The following is a 17,212-nucleotide window of genomic DNA, read 5'->3' on the forward strand; positions in this document are numbered from 1 at the left end:
GGATGAAGGATGAATTATGAAGGGGGAAGACGGAGGGGCTGCGAACAAGCCACTCCCCTGCCCTGCGCGGGATCAAAGGGTCTTGAGAAATTCGAGGAGTTCCTGGCGCTGGGTTTCGGTGAGTTCGGCGCCGTATTCGTGGCCGGAGTTGGAGTTGCCGGGGAGGGAAGTGTCGAAGGTGAAGGAGGGCTTGCCATCAAACTCGGCCATGTCTTTGTAGCCGCCAACGGCCGGGTCGTATTCGCGGGTGCCGAGGTGGAAGGTTTTGGAACGCTGGGCGGCGGGGAGGAGGATCTCCTTGAGGTTGGGCACGGAGCCGTTGTGAAGGTAGGGCGGAGTGGCCCAGATGCCGGTGAGGGGGCGGGCTTTGTACTTCTTGGGAGCCATGGGCAGGCTGTGGTTGACGACGGGATTGGTGCGGAGGTTTTCTCGGCGCGTGTTGAAGTCGCCAACGATGCGTTCTAGGAAGGTGCCGGTTTCCTCTCCGGGCTTGCTGGGGCTGTGGCTTTTGACGGCGTCATTGACGGCCTCCGCGGTGATCTCTCCCTTGGCGATATCGATGTTGGCCTTGAAGGATTCCAGAGGGTGCTCAAGAAGACCGCCGACGACGGAGTTGATGAGGGGATCCAGGCCGTTGGTCTGCTCGACGATCACGTCACCAGCGACGCCCGCCTGCTTGCGTCCGGCGAATTTTCCGGCCTTGCGGAGCTTGACCATGTTGTCGTATTCGCGGGAGTCGGTTTTGACTTCGTCGATGTCCACCAGAACGGACTGATAGGCACGGCCTTCGTTTTCACGGAGGACGACGGCGTGGCAGGTGATGCAGTGCTTCTCGTAGTGAATGCGGCCCTTGTCCGCGAGGGCGCGGTCAACAGGCGGGAGGATTTTTTCAGGCCACTTGGGCGAGCGGAGCTGAGCGACCCACTGCTCGAGGAGGCCGATGCTTTCGACAACGATGGAGGACTTGTATTTGTGGACGTTTTTGTCATCAGGGATGTCCATCTCACCATAGACGCCCAGCACCTCGCCGCCGTTGCGGATGAGGGAGCCGATATTGAACGGGCCATTGGGGGCAAAGCCGGTCCACTGCACCACATCGGACTGGTGGGTACCCCAAAGGAAGGGGTAGCTAACCGGGGCGTCTGAGGGAAGGGCGTTGTCCGGCATGTTGTTCATGTGGACGAGGACCTTGTTGAAGATCTGGCCGATGGCATCGGTGCGGCCGTAGCCGTACTGAGGCATGCTGGGGCTTTGGTAGTGGTTGGCGTCATTGCGCGCCTGGAGGGCGGCGGTGCGTTTTTTGAGGGCATCGCGCAGGGTGGCCAGGCTCGCGTCGGTGACGTTTTTGCCAAGGACGGCGGTGGCAAAGCGTCCGAATTTCTCATCGTCCTCGGCGGTCTTTTTCATGGCGGCGACGAGATTGAGATCGAAGGCATCCACATCGGCGATGGTCTGGCCGCCGTCGATGCGGATGGTGGTGCCGTTGTAGGCGATCTGGCCGGTGTGGCAGGCGGCGCAGGTCATGCCCAGCCAGGCCTGGTTCTTGTCATCGAAGCCACGGACAAAGCCAACGGGAAGACCATGGGGGTTCCATTTGGAATCGGCAGCGGTGGGCAGGTAGCGAAGATTGCGCATGTTTTCATCGCCGCGGAAGTACTCCTTGCTGTCCGGCATTTCGAGAGCCAGGAACCAGTCATAAGGGAGGATGCGGGAGCCCTGGTTGGTGAAGTAGTAGGACTGCTGGGTGTGAACCGACCAGCCCTGCTCGAGACTGACGGCCTTGTCCTGAGAGTTCACCACGGGTGTGCCAGTGGCGATGATGGCGCCAGCGGAGTAACGATAATAATAGAACGCGGCTGCGCCTGCTGCGGCGACAAGCGCAAGGATGGCAAAGGTCTTTTTCATAGCGATGGTGGGCAGGGTCAGAGTGTGAAAGGAGTCAGCAGGGGAAGGCGGAGGGTTCGGCCGCGATGAAGTGCCTCGAAAGCGTGGACGGCCTTCTCCGGAGCAACCGGTGGCCTTTCACTTGAAATTCAAACATAGGATTTCTGCTTAATTTTGGCACGCCCGGAATAGAGTATTATTTCTGCATCAGGCGAAAGTAAACGCAAAAGTGCCGCGGCTGAGCTTTTGCATCTTCCTTTATGGCAGGAGAGGATTGTGTCGACCTCACGAACCACGGCGCATCGCGAAAAAAAAGCCCTCCCGCTTTGCAGCGGGAGGGCTTTGCAACCTAACCCAAAAAAACAGATCAGGCCTTGATCATGCCGTGGGGATCAATGACGTACTTGCGGGCGGCGCCCTTGTCGAAGTCAGTGTAGCCCTTTGGTGCGCCCTTGAGGGAGATCACCTGCACGTTGGTGGCCTTGGCGATTTTGATCTTGTCATGCAGGATCGCCATCATGAGGCGGCGATGGTATTTCATGACGGGGCACTGGCCGGTGACGAAGGTGTGGCTCTTGGCCCAGCCGAGGCCGATGCGGATGGAGAGGCTGCCGACCTTGGCGGCTTCATCCACGGCACCGGGATCTCCCGTGACGTAGAGACCAGGGATGCCGATGGCACCGCCGGCCTTGGTGATTTCCATGACGCTGTTGAGCACCTGGGCGGGCACTTCCTTGCTGTGGTTGTGACCGCAGCCACGGGCTTCAAAGCCGACGCAATCGATCGCGCAGTCCACTTCAGGAACGCCGAGGATGTTTTCGATCTGCTCCTGAACGGTCGCGCTCTTGGAAACGTCCACGGTTTCGCAGCCGAAGCGGCGGGCCTGGGCAAGGCGCTCCTTGTTCAAATCACCGACGATAACGACGGCCGCACCGAGGAGATGGCAGGAGGCGGCGCAGGCGAGACCCACGGGTCCGGCACCCGCAACGTAAACCGTCGCGCCCGGGCCGACACCGGCGGAGACGGCACCGTGGTAGCCGGTGGGGAAGATGTCGGAGAGAAGGGTGAGGTCCTTGATCTTGGCCATGGCCTGATCGCGATCCGGGAACTTCAGGAGATTGAAGTCGGCATAGGGCACCATGACGTACTCGGCCTGACCGCCGACCCAGCCGCCCATGTCCACATAGCCGTAAGCGGCACCGGGGCGGGCAGGATTCACGTTCAAGCAGATGCCGGTCTTGCCCTCTTTGCAGTTCGCGCAGCGGCCGCAGGCAATGTTGAAGGGCACGCTGACGATGTCGCCTTTCTTGATGAACTCCACATCGCGGCCGGTCTCAATGACTTCACCGGTGATTTCGTGGCCAAGAATCAAGCCCTGCGGCGCAGTGGTGCGTCCACGCACCATGTGCTGATCGGAGCCGCAGATGTTGGTGCTGACAACTTTGAGGATGACTCCGTGCTGGCATTTGCGCTTCTGCTCGCGCAGCTCCAATTTGGGGAAATCGATGCTCTGAACCTCTACCTTACCGGTCCCCATGTAGGCGACGCCTTGATTACTTGGCATAATGTTAGATGTGGTTGTGGTTGAATGAATTTTGGCAAATTCCCGGCCATGCTATTCAAAACCAGCTGATGGAGTCAATCCTAGTGAAGGAAAAACGCAGGCTGCCGGCAGGAGGCGATGCAGGGCCGGAAAAGGCTGACATCGTTGGGCTGACTAAACGGACAGCAACCCATGCTCTTTCGAATTGCCTCATGGGAGCAGCCAGCCACAATGCGCGTGCATGAAAACTACATCATTCGCTCTCTCCACCCTTCTTCTCATCTCCGCCGCGGCCCGGGCACAAACTCCGGCCCCAGGTACTGTCATTGGCGCCCAGGGCGGCGCTGCCGTCGGCGGCATTATTAAGACCCAAAGTGGTCGTGGACTTGAAGGTGCTGCTCCTGCCCCGGCAGTTGTCCTGCCACCACAGGCGCCGGATGTGCCTGCCGAGAAGTATGGCAAGGACGGCAAGATCAACCCCGGCTTCATCGCCTCGCATGAGAAGTTCGTCAGCATCGCCAAGGAAGGCAAGGCACAGCTCGTCTTCCTGGGCGACTCCATCACCGCCGGCTGGGCAGGCAACGGCAAGGAAGTGTGGGCGAAAGCCTTCGGCCAGTACACACCGGCCAACTTCGGCATTGGTGGCGACCGCACGCAGCATGTGCTATGGCGCATTCAAAACGGCGAACTGGACGGGGGCATCAAGCCCAAGGCCTGCGTGCTCATGATTGGCACCAACAACTCCGGCTCGGATCCCGCCGAAGGCATTGCCAAAGGAGTGACCGCCATTGTCAAAACCATCCGCGAAAAGCAGCCGCAGGCCAAGATCCTGCTCCTGGCAGTGTTTCCGCGTGGTGAAAAGGCCAGCCCGAATCCCGGCCGCGACAAGCTGAAGCAGGTCAACGACATCATCGCCAAGCTCGACGATGGCAAAAACGTCTTCTTCCTCGACATCGGCGGCAAGTTCCTCCAGCCCGACGGAAGCCTCACGAAGGAGATCATGCCTGACTTCCTGCACCTCTCCCCTGCCGGCTACCAGATCTGGGCGGACGCGATCGGTCCGAAGCTGGCCGAACTGATGAAATAGTCTGGCGCGAGCTTTGCCAGCGTGCCAAAGAAGGCCATGCCCCAGCCTGTTATTCTTTCCGACGTTGGCAAAGTACTCATCGATTTCGACTTCAGCATCGCCGCCCGGCGGCTGGCGCAGCAGTGCGACCATCCGGCGGAGACGGTGCTGACGTTGTTCGATGACATCAAAGTCCCGTATGAGGTGGGAGACATTGATGACGTGGAGTTCATCCGGCAGGGCCGGGAGCTGACGGGATTCCGAGGGGCGGAGAAGGAGCTGGAGGCGATCTGGTGCGAAATCTTTGAGCAGAACGAGGCGATGCACGCGACGCTGGGCGCGCTGGCGGGGAAGCTGCCGATGCACCTTCTCTCCAACACCAACGAGCTGCACAAGGCCTACTTCCTGCGCGAGTATCCCATTTTCCAGCACTTCCAGGGCGGGGTGTTTTCACATACCGCCCGCTGCGCGAAGCCTGGCGAGGAGATCTTCCTGAAAACCATCGAGCAGCTGGATCTGGATCCGGCGCGCACCTTTTACATCGACGACCTGGCGCCCAACATAGCCACTGCGGAACGTCTGGGATTTCGAACATTTCATTACAGCTTTGCGAAACATCCGCAGTTTCAGGCGGAGCTGGACGAATGGCTGTCGGCTCAGGGCATTGGTTGACGGGCGCGGGTACCTGTCATAACCAGTACGCGCTGCCATTCGTATCACCCATGTGGCATGAAGAGCATGCACGAATACTTCCATGAAATGCGACGTTTGCGAGAATGAGGCCACTGTGTTCCTCACCCAGATCATCAACGGTCAAATGACCACGGTGAACCTGTGTGAAACCTGCTCAAAGGCCAAGGGCGTGACTGAGGAGACCGGCTTCGGTCTTGCAGAGGCGTTTCTCAGCCCGTCTCACCGGGCGGAAACGGACACGATGGAGATCGTGTGCAATGCGTGCGGCTTCACAGCATCGCAGCTGAAAAAGATCGGCCGCATGGGCTGCCCGGAGTGCTACAATGCATTCCGCGACGGGCTGGACGGCCTGCTGCGCAACATGCACAAGGGCACCCGCCATGTGGGCAAGCGACCCAGCAGTTCGAGCGCGCCCTCTCCGCAGATGCTGCCGAGGCAGCGGGCGGCTTCCTTGAAGGAGGCGCCACCGCCCCCGGCTCCCGCCACGGTGACACCGCCTGTGGTGCCTGCAAAGCCCCTGCCAGACATCGCCAAGCTGCGTGCCGAGCTGGACCTGGCAGTGAGTGAAGAACGCTACGAGGATGCGGCGAAATTGAAATCTGAGATCGAAAGTCTCCAGCCGAAGGCCTCCAAATGAAGGATGCTTTAGTTGGATTCATCCTTCCGTGTCTTTCAACGCGTATCTCAGTTATTAAGTCTCATTTTGTAAGCTCATGATGCGCTTTGCCACACTGATCAAGAACCCCGCCGACTGGATGAAAGGCACGGGGCCGCACTCCGACGTCGTCATGACATCGCGGGTGCGTCTGGCACGCAACCTTCGCGGCTACCCCTTCCCTGGTTTCAGCCAGGAGCGCCAGCGCATCGAACTGCTGGAACGCGCACGGCCTGTGGTGGAAGAGCTGCCCGAGATGCGGGACGGCTACAGCGAAGACTACACGGACCTGAGCAAGATCCGGAAGCAGGTGTTGGTGGAGCGCCACCTCGTCAGCCGCGAGCATGCGGCGCGCTCCTCCGGCTGCGCCGTGGTGGTGGACCGCAAGCAGAGCATCTCCATCATGATCAATGAGGAGGATCATTTCCGCATTCAGGGCATCCGCCCCGGACTGAACCTCAACAGCGCCTTTGAAGCGGTGGACCGCGTGGACAGTGAGCTGGAAAGCTCCCTGCCGTATGCCTTTGATCCGAAGCTGGGCTACCTGACCGCTTGCCCGACCAATCTGGGCACGGGCATGCGCGCCTCTGTGATGCTGCACCTGCCCGCGCTGGTGCTGACGGAGCAGATCAACCCGGTGATCAAGGCCATCGGCAAGATCGGCCTGGCCGTCCGTGGCCTCTATGGCGAGGGCACCGAGGCGCTCGGCAATCTGTTCCAGATCTCCAACCAGCACACGCTGGGCGAGGCGGAGCCAGAGATCATCGCCCAGATCGAAAAGGTGATTGAAGGCGTGGTCCGCTCCGAAGTGACGGCCCGTGCCAAGCTGAAGGAAGACCACCAGACCATGCTGCGGGACCAGGTCGGACGGGCTTTTGCCATTTTGCGATATGCGCATATCCTTACCTCGAAAGAGGCACTGAACCTGCTAAGCATGCTTCGGCTGGGCGCAGATCTCGACCTCATTGGGAACTGCGACCGCAGCCTGATCGACATGCTACTGCTTGAAATCCAGCCTGCGCATTTGCAGCTCAATGCTGCGCGTGAATTGTCACCGGAGGAACGGGACAGCATGCGCGCCGATTTAACCCGTGCACGGTTGCAATCAATCGACGGCCCGGGTAGTTTTCCACCATCACAAACCAACCCCGGAGGCACCCCCTCCACCCCCAATGATGAATAATTTCACCCCACGCGCCCAACAGGTCCTGGCCCTTGCCCGCAAGGAGGCGGACCGTTTCAACCATAACTATGTCGGCACCGAGCATCTGCTGCTGGGCCTGATCAAGCTGGGCCAGGGCGTGGCTGTCAACGTCCTGACCAAGCTGGGACTCGACCTGGAAACTGTGCGCATGCAAGTGGAGCAGCAGGTCGGCTCAGGCCCGGAGACCAAGATGGTCGGCAACATTCCCTACACCCCAAGGGTGAAGAAGGTGCTCGCCCTTGCTTCCAAGGAAGCCAAGGCGCTGAACCACAGCTACGTCGGCACGGAGCACATCCTGCTGGGACTGCTGCGTGAAGGCGAAGGTGTGGCCGCCCAGGTGCTGCGCAACCTCGACGTTAACCTGGACAAGGCGCGCAGCGAGATCCTCAAGGAACTCGACCCGAATTTCTCCTCCCAGAACGAAGGCGAGGAAGAAGAGGAGAGCGAACCCGTGAGCCCCACTGGCAACACGCCTTCTGGCGACAAGAAGAAGAATGAGAAGACCCCGGCGCTCAAAGCCTTTGGCCGCGACCTGACGGAACTCGCCATCAAGGGCGAGATGGACCCGGTCATCGGCCGCTCGGAAGAAATCGCCCGCGTGATCCAGATCCTCTGCCGCCGCACGAAAAACAATCCGGTGCTCATCGGCGAAGCCGGCGTGGGCAAGACCGCCATCGTGGAAGGCCTGGCCCAGGAAATTGCCGCGGGCAACGTGCCTGAAATTCTGCGCGACAAGCGCGTTATCACTCTCGACCTCGCCCTGATGGTCGCTGGCACGAAGTATCGCGGCCAGTTTGAAGAGCGCATCAAGGCGGTGATGGATGAAATCCGCCGCAACAAGAACGTCATTCTGTTCATCGACGAGCTGCACACCATCGTGGGCGCCGGCGGCGCTGAAGGCGCGATGGACGCCAGCAACATCATCAAGCCTGCGCTGAGCCGAGGCGAGCTGCAGTGCGTTGGAGCCACCACGCTGAACGAGTACCGCAAGTACATTGAGAAGGATTCCGCCCTGGAGCGCCGCTTCCAGAGCGTCAAGGTGGAGGAGCCGTCTGTCGAAGACGCCATTCGCATTCTCTTTGGCCTGCGTGGCAAATACGAGATGCACCACAAGGCGAAGTACACGGAAGACGCGCTGCGTTCCGCCGTGAATCTCAGCTCGCGCTACCTGCCCTCCCGCTTCCTGCCGGACAAGGCGATCGACATCATGGACGAAGCTGGCTCCAAGGCCCGCATCGCCGCCATGACCCGCCCGCCGGAACTCAAGGTGATCGAGGCCGAGATCGAAGAGATCCGCGTCGAGAAGGAAGGCTCCATCAAGGAGCAGGACTTCGAGAAAGCCGCCCACCTGCGCGACCGTGAGAAGAACGCCAAGAAGCGCTTTGACGACGTGCTGGAAACCTGGCGCTCAAACAACCAGGAGCGCATCGTGGATGTGACCGAAGAGGACATCATGTCCGTTGTGTCCAAGTGGACCGGCGTTCCCCTTCAGCGCATGGAGCAGGCCGAAGCCGAGAAGCTGCTCAAGATGGAAACCGAGCTCAAGGGCAAGGTCATCGGGCAGGACGAAGCGGTCATCGCCATTTCCAAGGCTCTGCGCCGTTCGCGCGCCGACCTCAAGGATCCGCGCCGACCGATTGGCTCCTTCCTTTTCCTTGGCCCAACGGGCGTCGGCAAGACCTTCCTGGCGAAGAATCTGGCCGAGTTCATGTTTGGCACCGCCGAGGCGCTGATCCAGATCGACATGTCCGAGTACATGGAGAAGCACACCGCGAGCCGCCTCATCGGTGCACCTCCCGGATACGTGGGCTATGAAGAAGGCGGCCAGCTTTCCGAAGCCGTACGCCGTCGTCCTTACTCGGTGATCCTGTTCGACGAAGTGGAGAAGGCGCACCCGGATGTGATGCACCTGCTGCTGCAGATTCTCGAAGAAGGCCAGGTGACCGACAACTTCGGCCGCAAGATCGACTTCCGGAACACCATCGTCATCCTCACCTCCAATGTGGGCGCTGAAACCATCAAGCGTCAGACCAGCCTGGGCTTCATCGCGATGCAGCAGGACGTGGCTGACAATGCCAGCATCAAGGGCAAGATCACGGAGTCCGCGAAGAAGTTCTTCAAGCCTGAGTTCCTCAACCGCCTGGACGACATCGTGATCTTCCGCATGCTCGAGAAGGAGCAGCTCAACAAGATCGTGGATCTCGAAGTCAGCAAGGTCGTCACCCGCCTCAAGAAGAAGAACATCCACATCTCGCTGGACGACAGCGCCCGTGAGTTCCTCATGAAAGAGGGCTTTGATCCGCAGTATGGCGCGCGTCCGATGCGCCGTGCGGTGGAGAAGAACATCGAGGATCCGCTGGCCGAGCACCTGCTGCGTGGAGACATCCGCGAAGGCGACATCGTCAAGGTCTCCTTTGACGACGAGCACAAGCGCCTCAAGTTCTCCGCCGACAAACGCGAAACCACTGACGTGCCGGCCGAGACGCCTGCACCTTAACCGAGAGCGATCCGCCGGGCACTGCCTGCCATGATCCGTGCCCTGATTCTCGTGCTCCTTCTCACCAGCCTCGGCTGGTGGCTGGATCGCGAGCATCACGCGGGGCGGTTTCAAGAGGTGGACGAGCTGTTCCTGGACTTCCTGGTGGCTAATGCACGCGACCGGTTTGCACCGGCGGATGACCGTGCGGTGGCTGCCGCGCCCGTCGTGCTAGTGAAGATGCGTGCCGCCGACAAGGCGGAGTATGCTGGCTGGCCGCCCCGGCCGCTGGACTGGCAGATGGTATTAAACAGCCTGCATGCCTATGAGCCCGCTGTGGTGGTCATTCCCGAAACGCTGTTTTGGAGCCGCCCCTCACCTGAGTTCGCGAACGAAGCCGCGCAGTCCTTGGTTCCTTTTCCAAGCACGGTGCTGGGTGTGGAGGCAAAGCTCGCGACCAGTCGCGAGACCCCTGCCTTCATGGGAGGTCTGGAAGACTCCCTGCCGCACTTCCAAAAGGTGCGGGGAGACAGCGGCGCTGTGCCGGCCCTGGGCGCTCTGATCGCTGCGCCAGACGATTTGATGCGGCGGCAGGCCGAGCTGGGCATTGCCGTCCCCACGGATGCAGCCGAGGCCGGCAAGGTGCTTTATGCCGTCAGTGAAAGCGACCGTGTGCTGCCCACCGTGCTGGCCCAGGCGGTGACACGCTTCACCCGGACGCCCTATGCCACCCAAAGGCTGCTGCTGGGGCCTGGTGCCGGGGCTTATCTCTCCAACGGGGCCTTCGTCCCTCTTTCTGCCTCAGGAGCATTCACCCTCAACCCGAAACAGCCTGTCCCTGAAGTGGACGCGCTCAACCTGATGACCTCTCAGCTGGCTGAGGCGCTGTCTCCGCAAGACAAGACCAATCTGGGCAGCGGCAAGGTGATCGTGATCGGCACTGATGATGGCAGTGCAAGCAGCATGGCACGCACGCACGCGCAGGCACTCGCCCAACTGCTGGCGCTGCCGCGCCTGCGACTGCTGCCGGACTGGGCGCAATGGATCATCTGGGGTGTCGCCGGATTGATAGGGACGTGGCTGGTCTTATTCGTGCCGCGCAAGAAAGCCATTCTGCGCGGCCTGCTGTGCATCTTTGGCGCGCTGGTGATCTGCTTCGTCGCGTTTCAGTCCAGCCTGATCTGGTGCCCGCCTGCGGTTCCAGCGGCGTTGCTGGCGGTTTCGACGCTGTTTGCGCGTGTCGCAGGCCGGGTGAAGCAAAGTCATTTGGCGGCGTTTGAGGCAGGAACGGCAAACACCTCCACCTCGCAGTAGTGGTTCATGTCGTTGCTGGTGTTGCCGTGGCTCCAGAGCCGGATGTAGCGGGCCTTGGTGAGCCTGCCTTCAATGATGCGCCCGTGGTTTGTCTCGATGTAGGCGGGGTCCTTGCCTTTTCCCATGCCGGAGGTGTCGTCGTGATCCGAATTCCAAAGAGTGGTGAGACCCGTTTTGAACTCCGGATCGTCCGAGGCCTGGACGATGAAGTCGAGGTAGGCAGCCGGCATTTTGTGGAAATGCCATACCGCAATTTTTTGCAGGGTATGCGTGGCTCCGAGATCAATCTGCACCCACTGCTTGCCAGGCGCGAGCTCGACAAAGCTGCCATCTGCACCGTCGGCATCGCCGTCCGTGACGAGAGCGAGCTCACCGATGATGGGAGCCGCATCGGAGGAGGTGACTTTTTTGCCCTTGGCGACGTTTACGGTGCCTTTGAGAGCCTTGAAACCCTTGATGACCTTGGAGGGGTCGCTTTTCTCCAGGTTGGGAATGGCCACCGGAACCGGGGCGCTGACAAACATGGGCTTGGGAAACTCGAGTTTGATCTCCTCCAGCTCTCCAAGCAAGGCGAGGGCCTCATCCGTCACGACGGGGGCGCTGTCCACCGTGGCGGATTTGGCGGGACGGGTGCCTGTAACGAACTCCCGGTCCTGGTCGCTCAAACTTGCCAGCGGAACGGTGATGACGATTCCGTTTCCGCGTTTGAGGAGCACTGTGCCGTCCTTAAAGCTGACGAGTTCGGCCCGGATTTCATTCTGGCCGGTGGCATCCCTCCAGACTCGCTCTGCGGCAGAGAGAGAAGCAGTGGCCAGGCCGATGCAAATCACGGTCGCAAGTTTCTGCAGGTGGGTGCACATGGACGGAAAGGTGAGACAAGAATGCTGAACAGCAACCACTTAACAGGTCCCTGCCAGGATGGGATAAGGGCCAAATAGACCTTGTGGAACACTGGCAAGCCCCTAGTATCGCCCTCCCCTCCCCCCAAAAAGAACGACATGCGCTTTCGCAACCTGACACGCCGACGTGAGATCGGCGCCAATTCCTATCTCCTCGAAGCCGGGGATCATCGTGTCGTGCTGGATTCCGGCATGCACCCGAAGCGTGCGGGCTTCGACGCCCTGCCAGACTTTGGCCCGCTGCCGCACAAGTCAGCCAACGCGATTCTCATCACGCATGCCCATCATGACCACATCGGCTCCATGCCTGTGCTGCAGCGCAAGCAGCCAAACACCCCCGTGCTGATGACGGAGATCACCGGCGAGCTTTCATCTGCCATGCTGCATAATTCCGTCAATGTGATGACGAAGCAGCGTGAAGAGGAGAGCATCACTGAGTATCCGCTCTTTTCCCACCGCGAGCTGGATGAAATCCGCTCGCAGTGGATCTACCGCGACATCGACCGCCCGTTTGAAATTCCCGACACCAATCTGGAAGCAACGATGTTTGACGCCGGGCACATCCTGGGCTCCACCGGCGTGCTGGTGCGTGAAGGCAGCAACACGCTGTTCTACACCGGCGATGTCAATTTCGAGGCGCAGACCATCTGCCGTGCCGCAGACTTTCCCACCAGCGGTATCGACGTGATGATCGCCGAAACCACCCGCGGCGATTATGCCCGTCCGGAGGGATTCTCGCGCAAAGGTGAAAAAGAGCGCCTCGCTGGAGTGATCCGCGACACGCATGAGGCCGGCGGCGCCGTCATGATTCCCGTCTTCGCCCTGGGCAAGACGCAGGAGGTCATGATGATGCTGCACGAGCTGCACCAGGAGGGCCTGATTCCTGAAATGCCGCTTTATATCGGCGGGCTGAGCACCAAGATCACCGTTCTTTACGATCACTACGCATCCCGCAGCCGCCGCAGCTACCCCGGCTTCCGCCTGCTGGACGACATGAAGATGCTGGTGCCGCGGAAAAACAAAAAGCGTCAGGAACTCGTCTCGAGCCCTCGCACGCTCTACGCGCTCTCCAGCGGCATGATGACAGAGCATACGGTCTCCAACATCTTTGCGCAGAAGTTCCTCGATAACCCGCGGAACACCGTCTGTTTTGTGGGCTACACCGATCCGGAATCCCCGGGTTACAAGATCCGGAACGCCACCCCTGGCACCAAGATCAAGCTGGCCAAAGACCTCCCTGCCGTGGAGCTGCGGGCGCGGATCGAGAGCTTTGACCTTAGCGCTCATGCCTCGCGCGAACAGATCGCCGAATACATTGAAAAGGTGAAGCCGAAGAAGCTGCTGCTGGTGCACGGTGAAGAGCCGGCCCAGATGTGGTTCACCAACCGCTTCCGCGAAACCATTCCCGGCACTGAGATCATCCGGCCGGAGCCGCATCAGCCGATCGATCTCTGGTAAACTTCACGCATGCCACGCCTCATTGCCATCGTCGCCATGTCCAGCAACCGTGTCATTGGACGCGAGGGCAGGCTGCCGTGGCATTTCCCGGAGGACCTGAAGTTTTTCAAGCGCACCACGCTTGGCCATCCGATCCTCATGGGCCGTGCGACGTTTGACTCCATCGGCAGACCGCTGCCGGGCCGCAAGAACATCGTGCTGAGCCATACCATGGCTCCGCGCGAAGGTGTGACGGTCATACGCAATGCGGCGGAACTGCCGCAGGTCATCGATGGAGCCGAGACCGTGTTCGTTATTGGAGGAGCACGCGTCTTTGAAGAACTGCTGCCGCAGTGTGACGGACTGTACCTCACGTGGATCGCCGAACCTTATGAAGGAGACGTGCTGCTCCCCCCCTTTGAACATCTGTTTGCCTTGAAGGAAGTGGTTGATCAGTCAGAAGGCTTGGAATTTAGGTATTACGAACGACTTCAGCCGGGCTAAACCGCGGCTTACAACCGCCTTACAACTCATTTACGAGCACCTGACGCTTTGTTTTTGGGTTGTGGAAGAATACCACCAGACAACGAGCCGGAGACGGCTCAGTCAAAATTTTCAAATAGTGGTTCCTTCTGGCTGTTGGATTCTCTATCAAGCGACGGGGCGGATCGGGTGATCCGCCCCGTTTGCTTTTTGAAAAAGCCTTCCGGCGCTGGCGTTAGCCCAGATGAATGATAACGGCCATTTTTGCAGTCGTTCACGCCAATCTTGAAGCCTTGCAGAGTGTTTTGAGCGACGCGAGGCGGCAGGGTTTCCATCCGCCGGGTGGAATACGATATCCAGACCGCGCGGGCCAAAATCCGTGCCGCCGGTCTGCCGCCTTTTCTGGGCATGGAATCTTTCTGATGCCGAAATGCTTGATTTCCCTGCCCATGTCCCGAAGGTAGGCTATTCGCCGCCAACCTTAGACGATGAAATTCGCCATATTCGGAGACATCCACGCAAACCTTGAAGCCCTGCAGACCGTTCTGTGGGACGCTCAGGAACAGGGTTGTTCCAACTACGTCTGTCTCGGCGACATCGTCGGCTATGCCGCCAACCCTGTGGAGTGCCTGCAGGCGGTGCAGGATCTGGGCTGTCCGGTGGTGCGTGGAAACCACGACGAAGGTGCCGCCAGCGAAAGCTCCCTCGAAGAATTGAACCCCCTGGCCCAGAATGCCCTGCTTTGGACACGTGAGCAACTCAGCGAAGACCAGCGCGTGTGGCTGCGGGAACTGAAACTGGTGCGTCAGGTGCGTGACTTTACGATCGTGCATGCCACGCTCGATTCTCCCGGCAACTGGGGCTACGTGACCAACCGCTTTGATGCGATGGCCAGCTTCAGCTACCAGTTCACCCAGGTATGCTTCTACGGCCACACCCATGTGCCGCGCATCTTTGAAAAAGATGACGCTGTGCGTGCCGCCCGTGGCACCGACGTGCTGCTGCAGCGCGGGGTGAAGTATTTCGTCAATGTCGGCAGCGTGGGCCAGCCCCGCGACGGCGACTGGCGTGCCGCCTACGCGATCTACGATGTGCAGGCGCAGACGATCTCCATCCGCCGGCTGGAATACGACATCGAAACCGCCCAGGGTAAAATCCGCGCCGCCGGCCTGCCCTCGCTGCTGGCCGACCGTCTTGCCCTGGGCAAATGATGAGCGCCGACACGCGCCAGCTTCCCAGCCTGCGCGATTTCCGCTCCGCGCTTATCGTCAAACCCAGCTCGCTGGGAGACATCGTGCACACACTGCCCGCCGTAAAAGCGCTGCGTGACGCGCACCCTTGGCTGAAGATCCGCTGGCTGGCCAACACCGAATGGACTCCCATCCTGAAAGGCAGCCCTCTCATCGACGAGGTGATCCCCTTCCCCCGCAAAACATTCCGCGGCCCGGTCGGGCTACTGCGTTTCTGGAACTGGCGCCGCACGTGGATGACGCTGCCACGCGAGGAACCGGAGATCGTGCTGGATTTTCAGGGCCTGCTGCGCAGCGGCGTGGTGAGCAGCTGGCGTGGGTCAAAAATGGTCATCGGGCTGTCCGATGCGCGCGAGGGCTCCCGTTTTTTTTACAACCACACCGTGCCGGTGGATGCGGGTGCGCACGCGGTGGACCGCTACCTGAAACTGCCACGGGCGCTGGGCATCCGGGTAGAACCCGAGGACATTGCGTTTGACCTTGCTCCGGGAACCGAGCCGGCTGGCTGGAGTGAGCCGAAGGGATTCATCGCCGTGCACCCGTGGTCACGCGGGGAAGGCAAATCGCTTTCGAATTCCGCGCTGCATGCGCTGTGCGACGCGCTGGCACCGCATCCGGTCGTGCTCGTCGGCATGACCTCGGATCCCAGCCGCCCGACCGGCTCCCACATTCATGACTGGAGTCAGCGGACCACGCTGCCTGAGCTGATCTGGATCATGCGACAAACCCGGTTTTGCATCAGCGTGGACAGCGGCCCCATGCACATTGCGGCCGCGGTGAATCCGCAGACACTCGGCATACACACCTGGAGTGACCCGCGCAAAGTCGGGCCGTATCCGGCCGGAGTTCACGTTTGGAAGGCGGGCCGCATCGCCAAGCGCAGCGAATTCAGCGCTGAAGAATGCCAGCGCGATGCCGGCGTGTCCGATGAGGACGCACGCGGCATCGGCGAATGGGTGGTTCGGCGACTTACTTCTTAGCGGCGGCGTCCTTCACCATTTTCACATATTTGGCGGGGTCTGCCTTGAAGTCTTTGAGGCAGGACTTGCAGCAGAGGTAAACGTCTGTGCCTTCATGGGAGACTTTGACGGGCTTGCCCATTTCGCCGCCGAAAGCTTCGCCGGAGACCGCGCATGTTTTGAGCGGATAGGTGGCAGGGATGCCTTCAGGGGCCTTGGTGTCTGCGGCAAACACAAGACTGGAGGAGAGAAAGAGGAGGCCGAGGATGTTTTTCATGTTGAGGTGAGTCGGATGATTTAACGAGCAAACTTTGCCTGATATTTTGCCTGATTGACCGCAAACTATTTCACGCAGGGCCTGCGGCAATCGTTGATTTCAGGCCTGTCATAGAAGGAAGCGGAGAGCGCAGGACATTCCAACGCGCTGAACACCACCGGCGATGAAAACCCCTGTCAAATGTGGCAGCGTCTCATCCAAACCAAAATCCGCATACTTTCGGCAAGGGTTTGGGCGGCTTCCGGTGTTCGTCGTGGTACCATTCCGCGCCCCATGAACGACGAACAACTTCATCAGCACCTGAGGGAGAATCCCGCGTCCATTTCGCTGCCAGAAACCTTTTCCCGGGAGGTGTGGACGCGCATTGAAGCTGCGGAAGATGCCTCCGCCCACGCAGGGTTTTCACAGTTGTGGAAGGCATGGCTGGGTGCACTGGCGCGTCCGGTGCCGGCTTTGGCGACTGTGGCGGCCTGCATGCTGCTCGGAGGTGGCGTCGGATGGGTGAAGCAGCGTGGGGAATCTCGTGTGCGGGGAGAGATTGCCTACGCCCAGTCGATCAATCCGTTTTTCCGCACAGCCGACAGGGTGTCACCATGAACCGCGGCCTGATCATTTTCATTGCCGCTGTCCTGCTGGGAGCCGGCACGTATTTTGGCACGCGGCAGTTTCTGAAACGATGTGACTGCATGACCGCAGACGAGGTGCCGGTGGAAAACGGCAGTCTGCTCCCCGAGCTTCAATGGCTGCGCCGTTCGTTCCATCTCACGGAAGCCCAGTTCGGAAAAGTGCAGGCCCTGCACCTGGCCTACCAGCCCAGGTGTGCGGACCTTTGCATGAAGATCCAGCATTCAGACCATGAACTGATGATGGCTGCGGCAAGCAGCCGGACAGTGACGGAAGACGTCAGCAAACTCCTGCAAACGCGGGCCAGGCTCACGCAAGAATGCCAGCAGGCGATGCTGCAGCATGTTTATGAAACCGCCGCCTGCATGACTCCGGAGCAGGCGGAGCGGTATTTGACGATCGTGCTGCCCCATGTGCTCGGGCCAGCCCATGCCTCTCACTGAAACCC

At 60.2% G+C, this 17,212-nt stretch carries 17 protein-coding genes; 12 read left to right on the forward strand and 5 right to left on the reverse strand.

What is annotated here, in order from left to right; translation table 11 throughout:
- Window positions 1-72: 72 nt before the first annotated feature.
- Both ACILSO_RS09160 and fdhA read right to left on the reverse strand, forming a co-directional pair.
- Complete coding sequence (locus ACILSO_RS09160) at window positions 73-1,905, reverse strand: di-heme-cytochrome C peroxidase (protein ID WP_395737086.1); 1,833 nt, start codon at window positions 1,903-1,905, stop codon at window positions 73-75.
- Window positions 1,906-2,251: 346 nt separating this feature from the next.
- On the reverse strand, window positions 2,252-3,448 hold the full coding sequence (fdhA, locus tag ACILSO_RS09165; protein ID WP_395737087.1) for a formaldehyde dehydrogenase, glutathione-independent: 1,197 nt from the start codon (window positions 3,446-3,448) through the stop codon (window positions 2,252-2,254).
- 220 nt (window positions 3,449-3,668) lie between these two features.
- Here fdhA and ACILSO_RS09170 point away from each other — a divergent pair, with 220 nt between their 5' ends.
- From ACILSO_RS09170 to ACILSO_RS09195, 6 genes are all read left to right on the forward strand, one after another.
- Entirely contained in the window at window positions 3,669-4,514 is an 846-nt protein-coding gene (locus ACILSO_RS09170) for a platelet-activating factor acetylhydrolase IB subunit (RefSeq protein ID WP_395737088.1), read from the forward strand.
- Between the two features lie 36 nt (window positions 4,515-4,550).
- On the forward strand, window positions 4,551-5,165 hold the full coding sequence (locus ACILSO_RS09175) for an HAD family hydrolase (RefSeq protein ID WP_395737089.1): 615 nt from the start codon (window positions 4,551-4,553) through the stop codon (window positions 5,163-5,165).
- An 82-nt stretch (window positions 5,166-5,247) separates the two neighbouring features.
- Window positions 5,248-5,823, forward strand: a complete 576-nt coding sequence (locus ACILSO_RS09180) for a UvrB/UvrC motif-containing protein (RefSeq protein WP_395737090.1) — start codon at window positions 5,248-5,250, stop codon at window positions 5,821-5,823.
- Window positions 5,824-5,899: 76 nt separating this feature from the next.
- Window positions 5,900-7,024, forward strand: coding sequence for a protein arginine kinase (locus ACILSO_RS09185; RefSeq protein ID WP_395737091.1), 1,125 nt, complete (start codon window positions 5,900-5,902; stop codon window positions 7,022-7,024).
- The gene (locus tag ACILSO_RS09190) at window positions 7,017-9,542 is read left to right on the forward strand and encodes an ATP-dependent Clp protease ATP-binding subunit (RefSeq protein ID WP_395737370.1); all 2,526 of its coding nucleotides are present in this window, start codon (window positions 7,017-7,019) and stop codon (window positions 9,540-9,542) included. The genes ACILSO_RS09185 and ACILSO_RS09190 overlap by 8 nt, the downstream gene beginning before the upstream one ends.
- 30 nt (window positions 9,543-9,572) lie before the next feature.
- On the forward strand, window positions 9,573-10,835 hold the full coding sequence (locus tag ACILSO_RS09195; protein ID WP_395737092.1) for a CHASE2 domain-containing protein: 1,263 nt from the start codon (window positions 9,573-9,575) through the stop codon (window positions 10,833-10,835).
- On the opposite strand, the gene ACILSO_RS09200 is transcribed toward ACILSO_RS09195, so the two are convergent.
- On the reverse strand, window positions 10,784-11,695 hold the full coding sequence (locus ACILSO_RS09200) for an SHD1 domain-containing protein (RefSeq protein ID WP_395737093.1): 912 nt from the start codon (window positions 11,693-11,695) through the stop codon (window positions 10,784-10,786). The genes ACILSO_RS09195 and ACILSO_RS09200 overlap by 52 nt on opposite strands.
- Window positions 11,696-11,833: 138 nt before the next feature.
- Between ACILSO_RS09200 and ACILSO_RS09205 the strand changes: the two genes are divergently transcribed.
- Entirely contained in the window at window positions 11,834-13,192 is a 1,359-nt protein-coding gene (locus tag ACILSO_RS09205) for an MBL fold metallo-hydrolase (protein WP_395737094.1), read from the forward strand.
- Between the two features lie 9 nt (window positions 13,193-13,201).
- Window positions 13,202-13,675 (forward strand): dihydrofolate reductase, encoded by a 474-nt coding sequence (locus ACILSO_RS09210; protein ID WP_395737095.1) that lies wholly within the window; start codon window positions 13,202-13,204, stop codon window positions 13,673-13,675.
- A gap of 98 nt (window positions 13,676-13,773) precedes the next feature.
- Here ACILSO_RS09210 and ACILSO_RS09215 read toward each other — a convergent pair whose 3' ends face one another.
- Window positions 13,774-13,989, reverse strand: coding sequence for a hypothetical protein (locus ACILSO_RS09215; RefSeq protein WP_395737096.1), 216 nt, complete (start codon window positions 13,987-13,989; stop codon window positions 13,774-13,776).
- Window positions 13,990-14,142: 153 nt separating this feature from the next.
- On the opposite strand from ACILSO_RS09215, the gene ACILSO_RS09220 reads away from it, so the two are divergent.
- Both ACILSO_RS09220 and ACILSO_RS09225 read left to right on the forward strand, forming a co-directional pair.
- A complete protein-coding gene (locus ACILSO_RS09220; RefSeq protein WP_395737097.1) occupies window positions 14,143-14,865 on the forward strand; it encodes a metallophosphoesterase family protein in 723 nt (240 codons plus the stop codon).
- Window positions 14,862-15,884: a glycosyltransferase family 9 protein gene (locus tag ACILSO_RS09225; RefSeq protein ID WP_395737098.1), complete on the forward strand. Its 1,023-nt coding sequence runs from the start codon at window positions 14,862-14,864 to the stop codon at window positions 15,882-15,884. Before ACILSO_RS09220 ends, ACILSO_RS09225 begins: the two co-directional genes overlap by 4 nt.
- Here the strand turns inward: ACILSO_RS09225 and ACILSO_RS09230 are convergent.
- Window positions 15,874-16,140, reverse strand: coding sequence for a hypothetical protein (locus ACILSO_RS09230; protein ID WP_395737099.1), 267 nt, complete (start codon window positions 16,138-16,140; stop codon window positions 15,874-15,876). The two genes, ACILSO_RS09225 and ACILSO_RS09230, sit on opposite strands and share 11 nt — an antisense overlap.
- A gap of 273 nt (window positions 16,141-16,413) precedes the next feature.
- Between ACILSO_RS09230 and ACILSO_RS09235 the strand changes: the two genes are divergently transcribed.
- Both ACILSO_RS09235 and ACILSO_RS09240 read left to right on the forward strand, forming a co-directional pair.
- Window positions 16,414-16,737, forward strand: coding sequence for a hypothetical protein (locus ACILSO_RS09235; RefSeq protein ID WP_395737100.1), 324 nt, complete (start codon window positions 16,414-16,416; stop codon window positions 16,735-16,737).
- Window positions 16,734-17,207, forward strand: coding sequence for a hypothetical protein (locus ACILSO_RS09240; protein ID WP_395737101.1), 474 nt, complete (start codon window positions 16,734-16,736; stop codon window positions 17,205-17,207). The genes ACILSO_RS09235 and ACILSO_RS09240 overlap by 4 nt, the downstream gene beginning before the upstream one ends.
- The last annotated feature ends 5 nt before the right edge of the window (window positions 17,208-17,212 follow it).

This window comes from Prosthecobacter sp. (assembly GCF_044226605.1).
Taxonomy (GTDB): domain Bacteria; phylum Verrucomicrobiota; class Verrucomicrobiia; order Verrucomicrobiales; family Verrucomicrobiaceae; genus Prosthecobacter.

Excerpts from the sequence above, each read along its gene's own strand:
- ACILSO_RS09160 (WP_395737086.1), bottom strand. The coding sequence starts at position 1,905 with ATGAAAAAGACCTTTGCCATCCTTGCGCTTGTCGCCGCAGCAGGCGCA.
- fdhA (WP_395737087.1), bottom strand. The coding sequence starts at position 3,448 with ATGCCAAGTAATCAAGGCGTCGCCTACATGGGGACCGGTAAGGTAGAG.
- ACILSO_RS09170 (WP_395737088.1), top strand. The coding sequence starts at position 3,669 with ATGAAAACTACATCATTCGCTCTCTCCACCCTTCTTCTCATCTCCGCC.
- ACILSO_RS09175 (WP_395737089.1), top strand. The coding sequence starts at position 4,551 with ATGCCCCAGCCTGTTATTCTTTCCGACGTTGGCAAAGTACTCATCGAT.
- ACILSO_RS09180 (WP_395737090.1), top strand. The coding sequence starts at position 5,248 with ATGAAATGCGACGTTTGCGAGAATGAGGCCACTGTGTTCCTCACCCAG.
- ACILSO_RS09185 (WP_395737091.1), top strand. The coding sequence starts at position 5,900 with ATGATGCGCTTTGCCACACTGATCAAGAACCCCGCCGACTGGATGAAA.
- ACILSO_RS09190 (WP_395737370.1), top strand. The coding sequence starts at position 7,017 with ATGAATAATTTCACCCCACGCGCCCAACAGGTCCTGGCCCTTGCCCGC.
- ACILSO_RS09195 (WP_395737092.1), top strand. The coding sequence starts at position 9,573 with ATGATCCGTGCCCTGATTCTCGTGCTCCTTCTCACCAGCCTCGGCTGG.
- ACILSO_RS09200 (WP_395737093.1), bottom strand. The coding sequence starts at position 11,695 with ATGTGCACCCACCTGCAGAAACTTGCGACCGTGATTTGCATCGGCCTG.
- ACILSO_RS09205 (WP_395737094.1), top strand. The coding sequence starts at position 11,834 with ATGCGCTTTCGCAACCTGACACGCCGACGTGAGATCGGCGCCAATTCC.
- ACILSO_RS09210 (WP_395737095.1), top strand. The coding sequence starts at position 13,202 with ATGCCACGCCTCATTGCCATCGTCGCCATGTCCAGCAACCGTGTCATT.
- ACILSO_RS09215 (WP_395737096.1), bottom strand. The coding sequence starts at position 13,989 with ATGGAAACCCTGCCGCCTCGCGTCGCTCAAAACACTCTGCAAGGCTTC.
- ACILSO_RS09220 (WP_395737097.1), top strand. The coding sequence starts at position 14,143 with ATGAAATTCGCCATATTCGGAGACATCCACGCAAACCTTGAAGCCCTG.
- ACILSO_RS09225 (WP_395737098.1), top strand. The coding sequence starts at position 14,862 with ATGATGAGCGCCGACACGCGCCAGCTTCCCAGCCTGCGCGATTTCCGC.
- ACILSO_RS09230 (WP_395737099.1), bottom strand. The coding sequence starts at position 16,140 with ATGAAAAACATCCTCGGCCTCCTCTTTCTCTCCTCCAGTCTTGTGTTT.
- ACILSO_RS09235 (WP_395737100.1), top strand. The coding sequence starts at position 16,414 with ATGAACGACGAACAACTTCATCAGCACCTGAGGGAGAATCCCGCGTCC.
- ACILSO_RS09240 (WP_395737101.1), top strand. The coding sequence starts at position 16,734 with ATGAACCGCGGCCTGATCATTTTCATTGCCGCTGTCCTGCTGGGAGCC.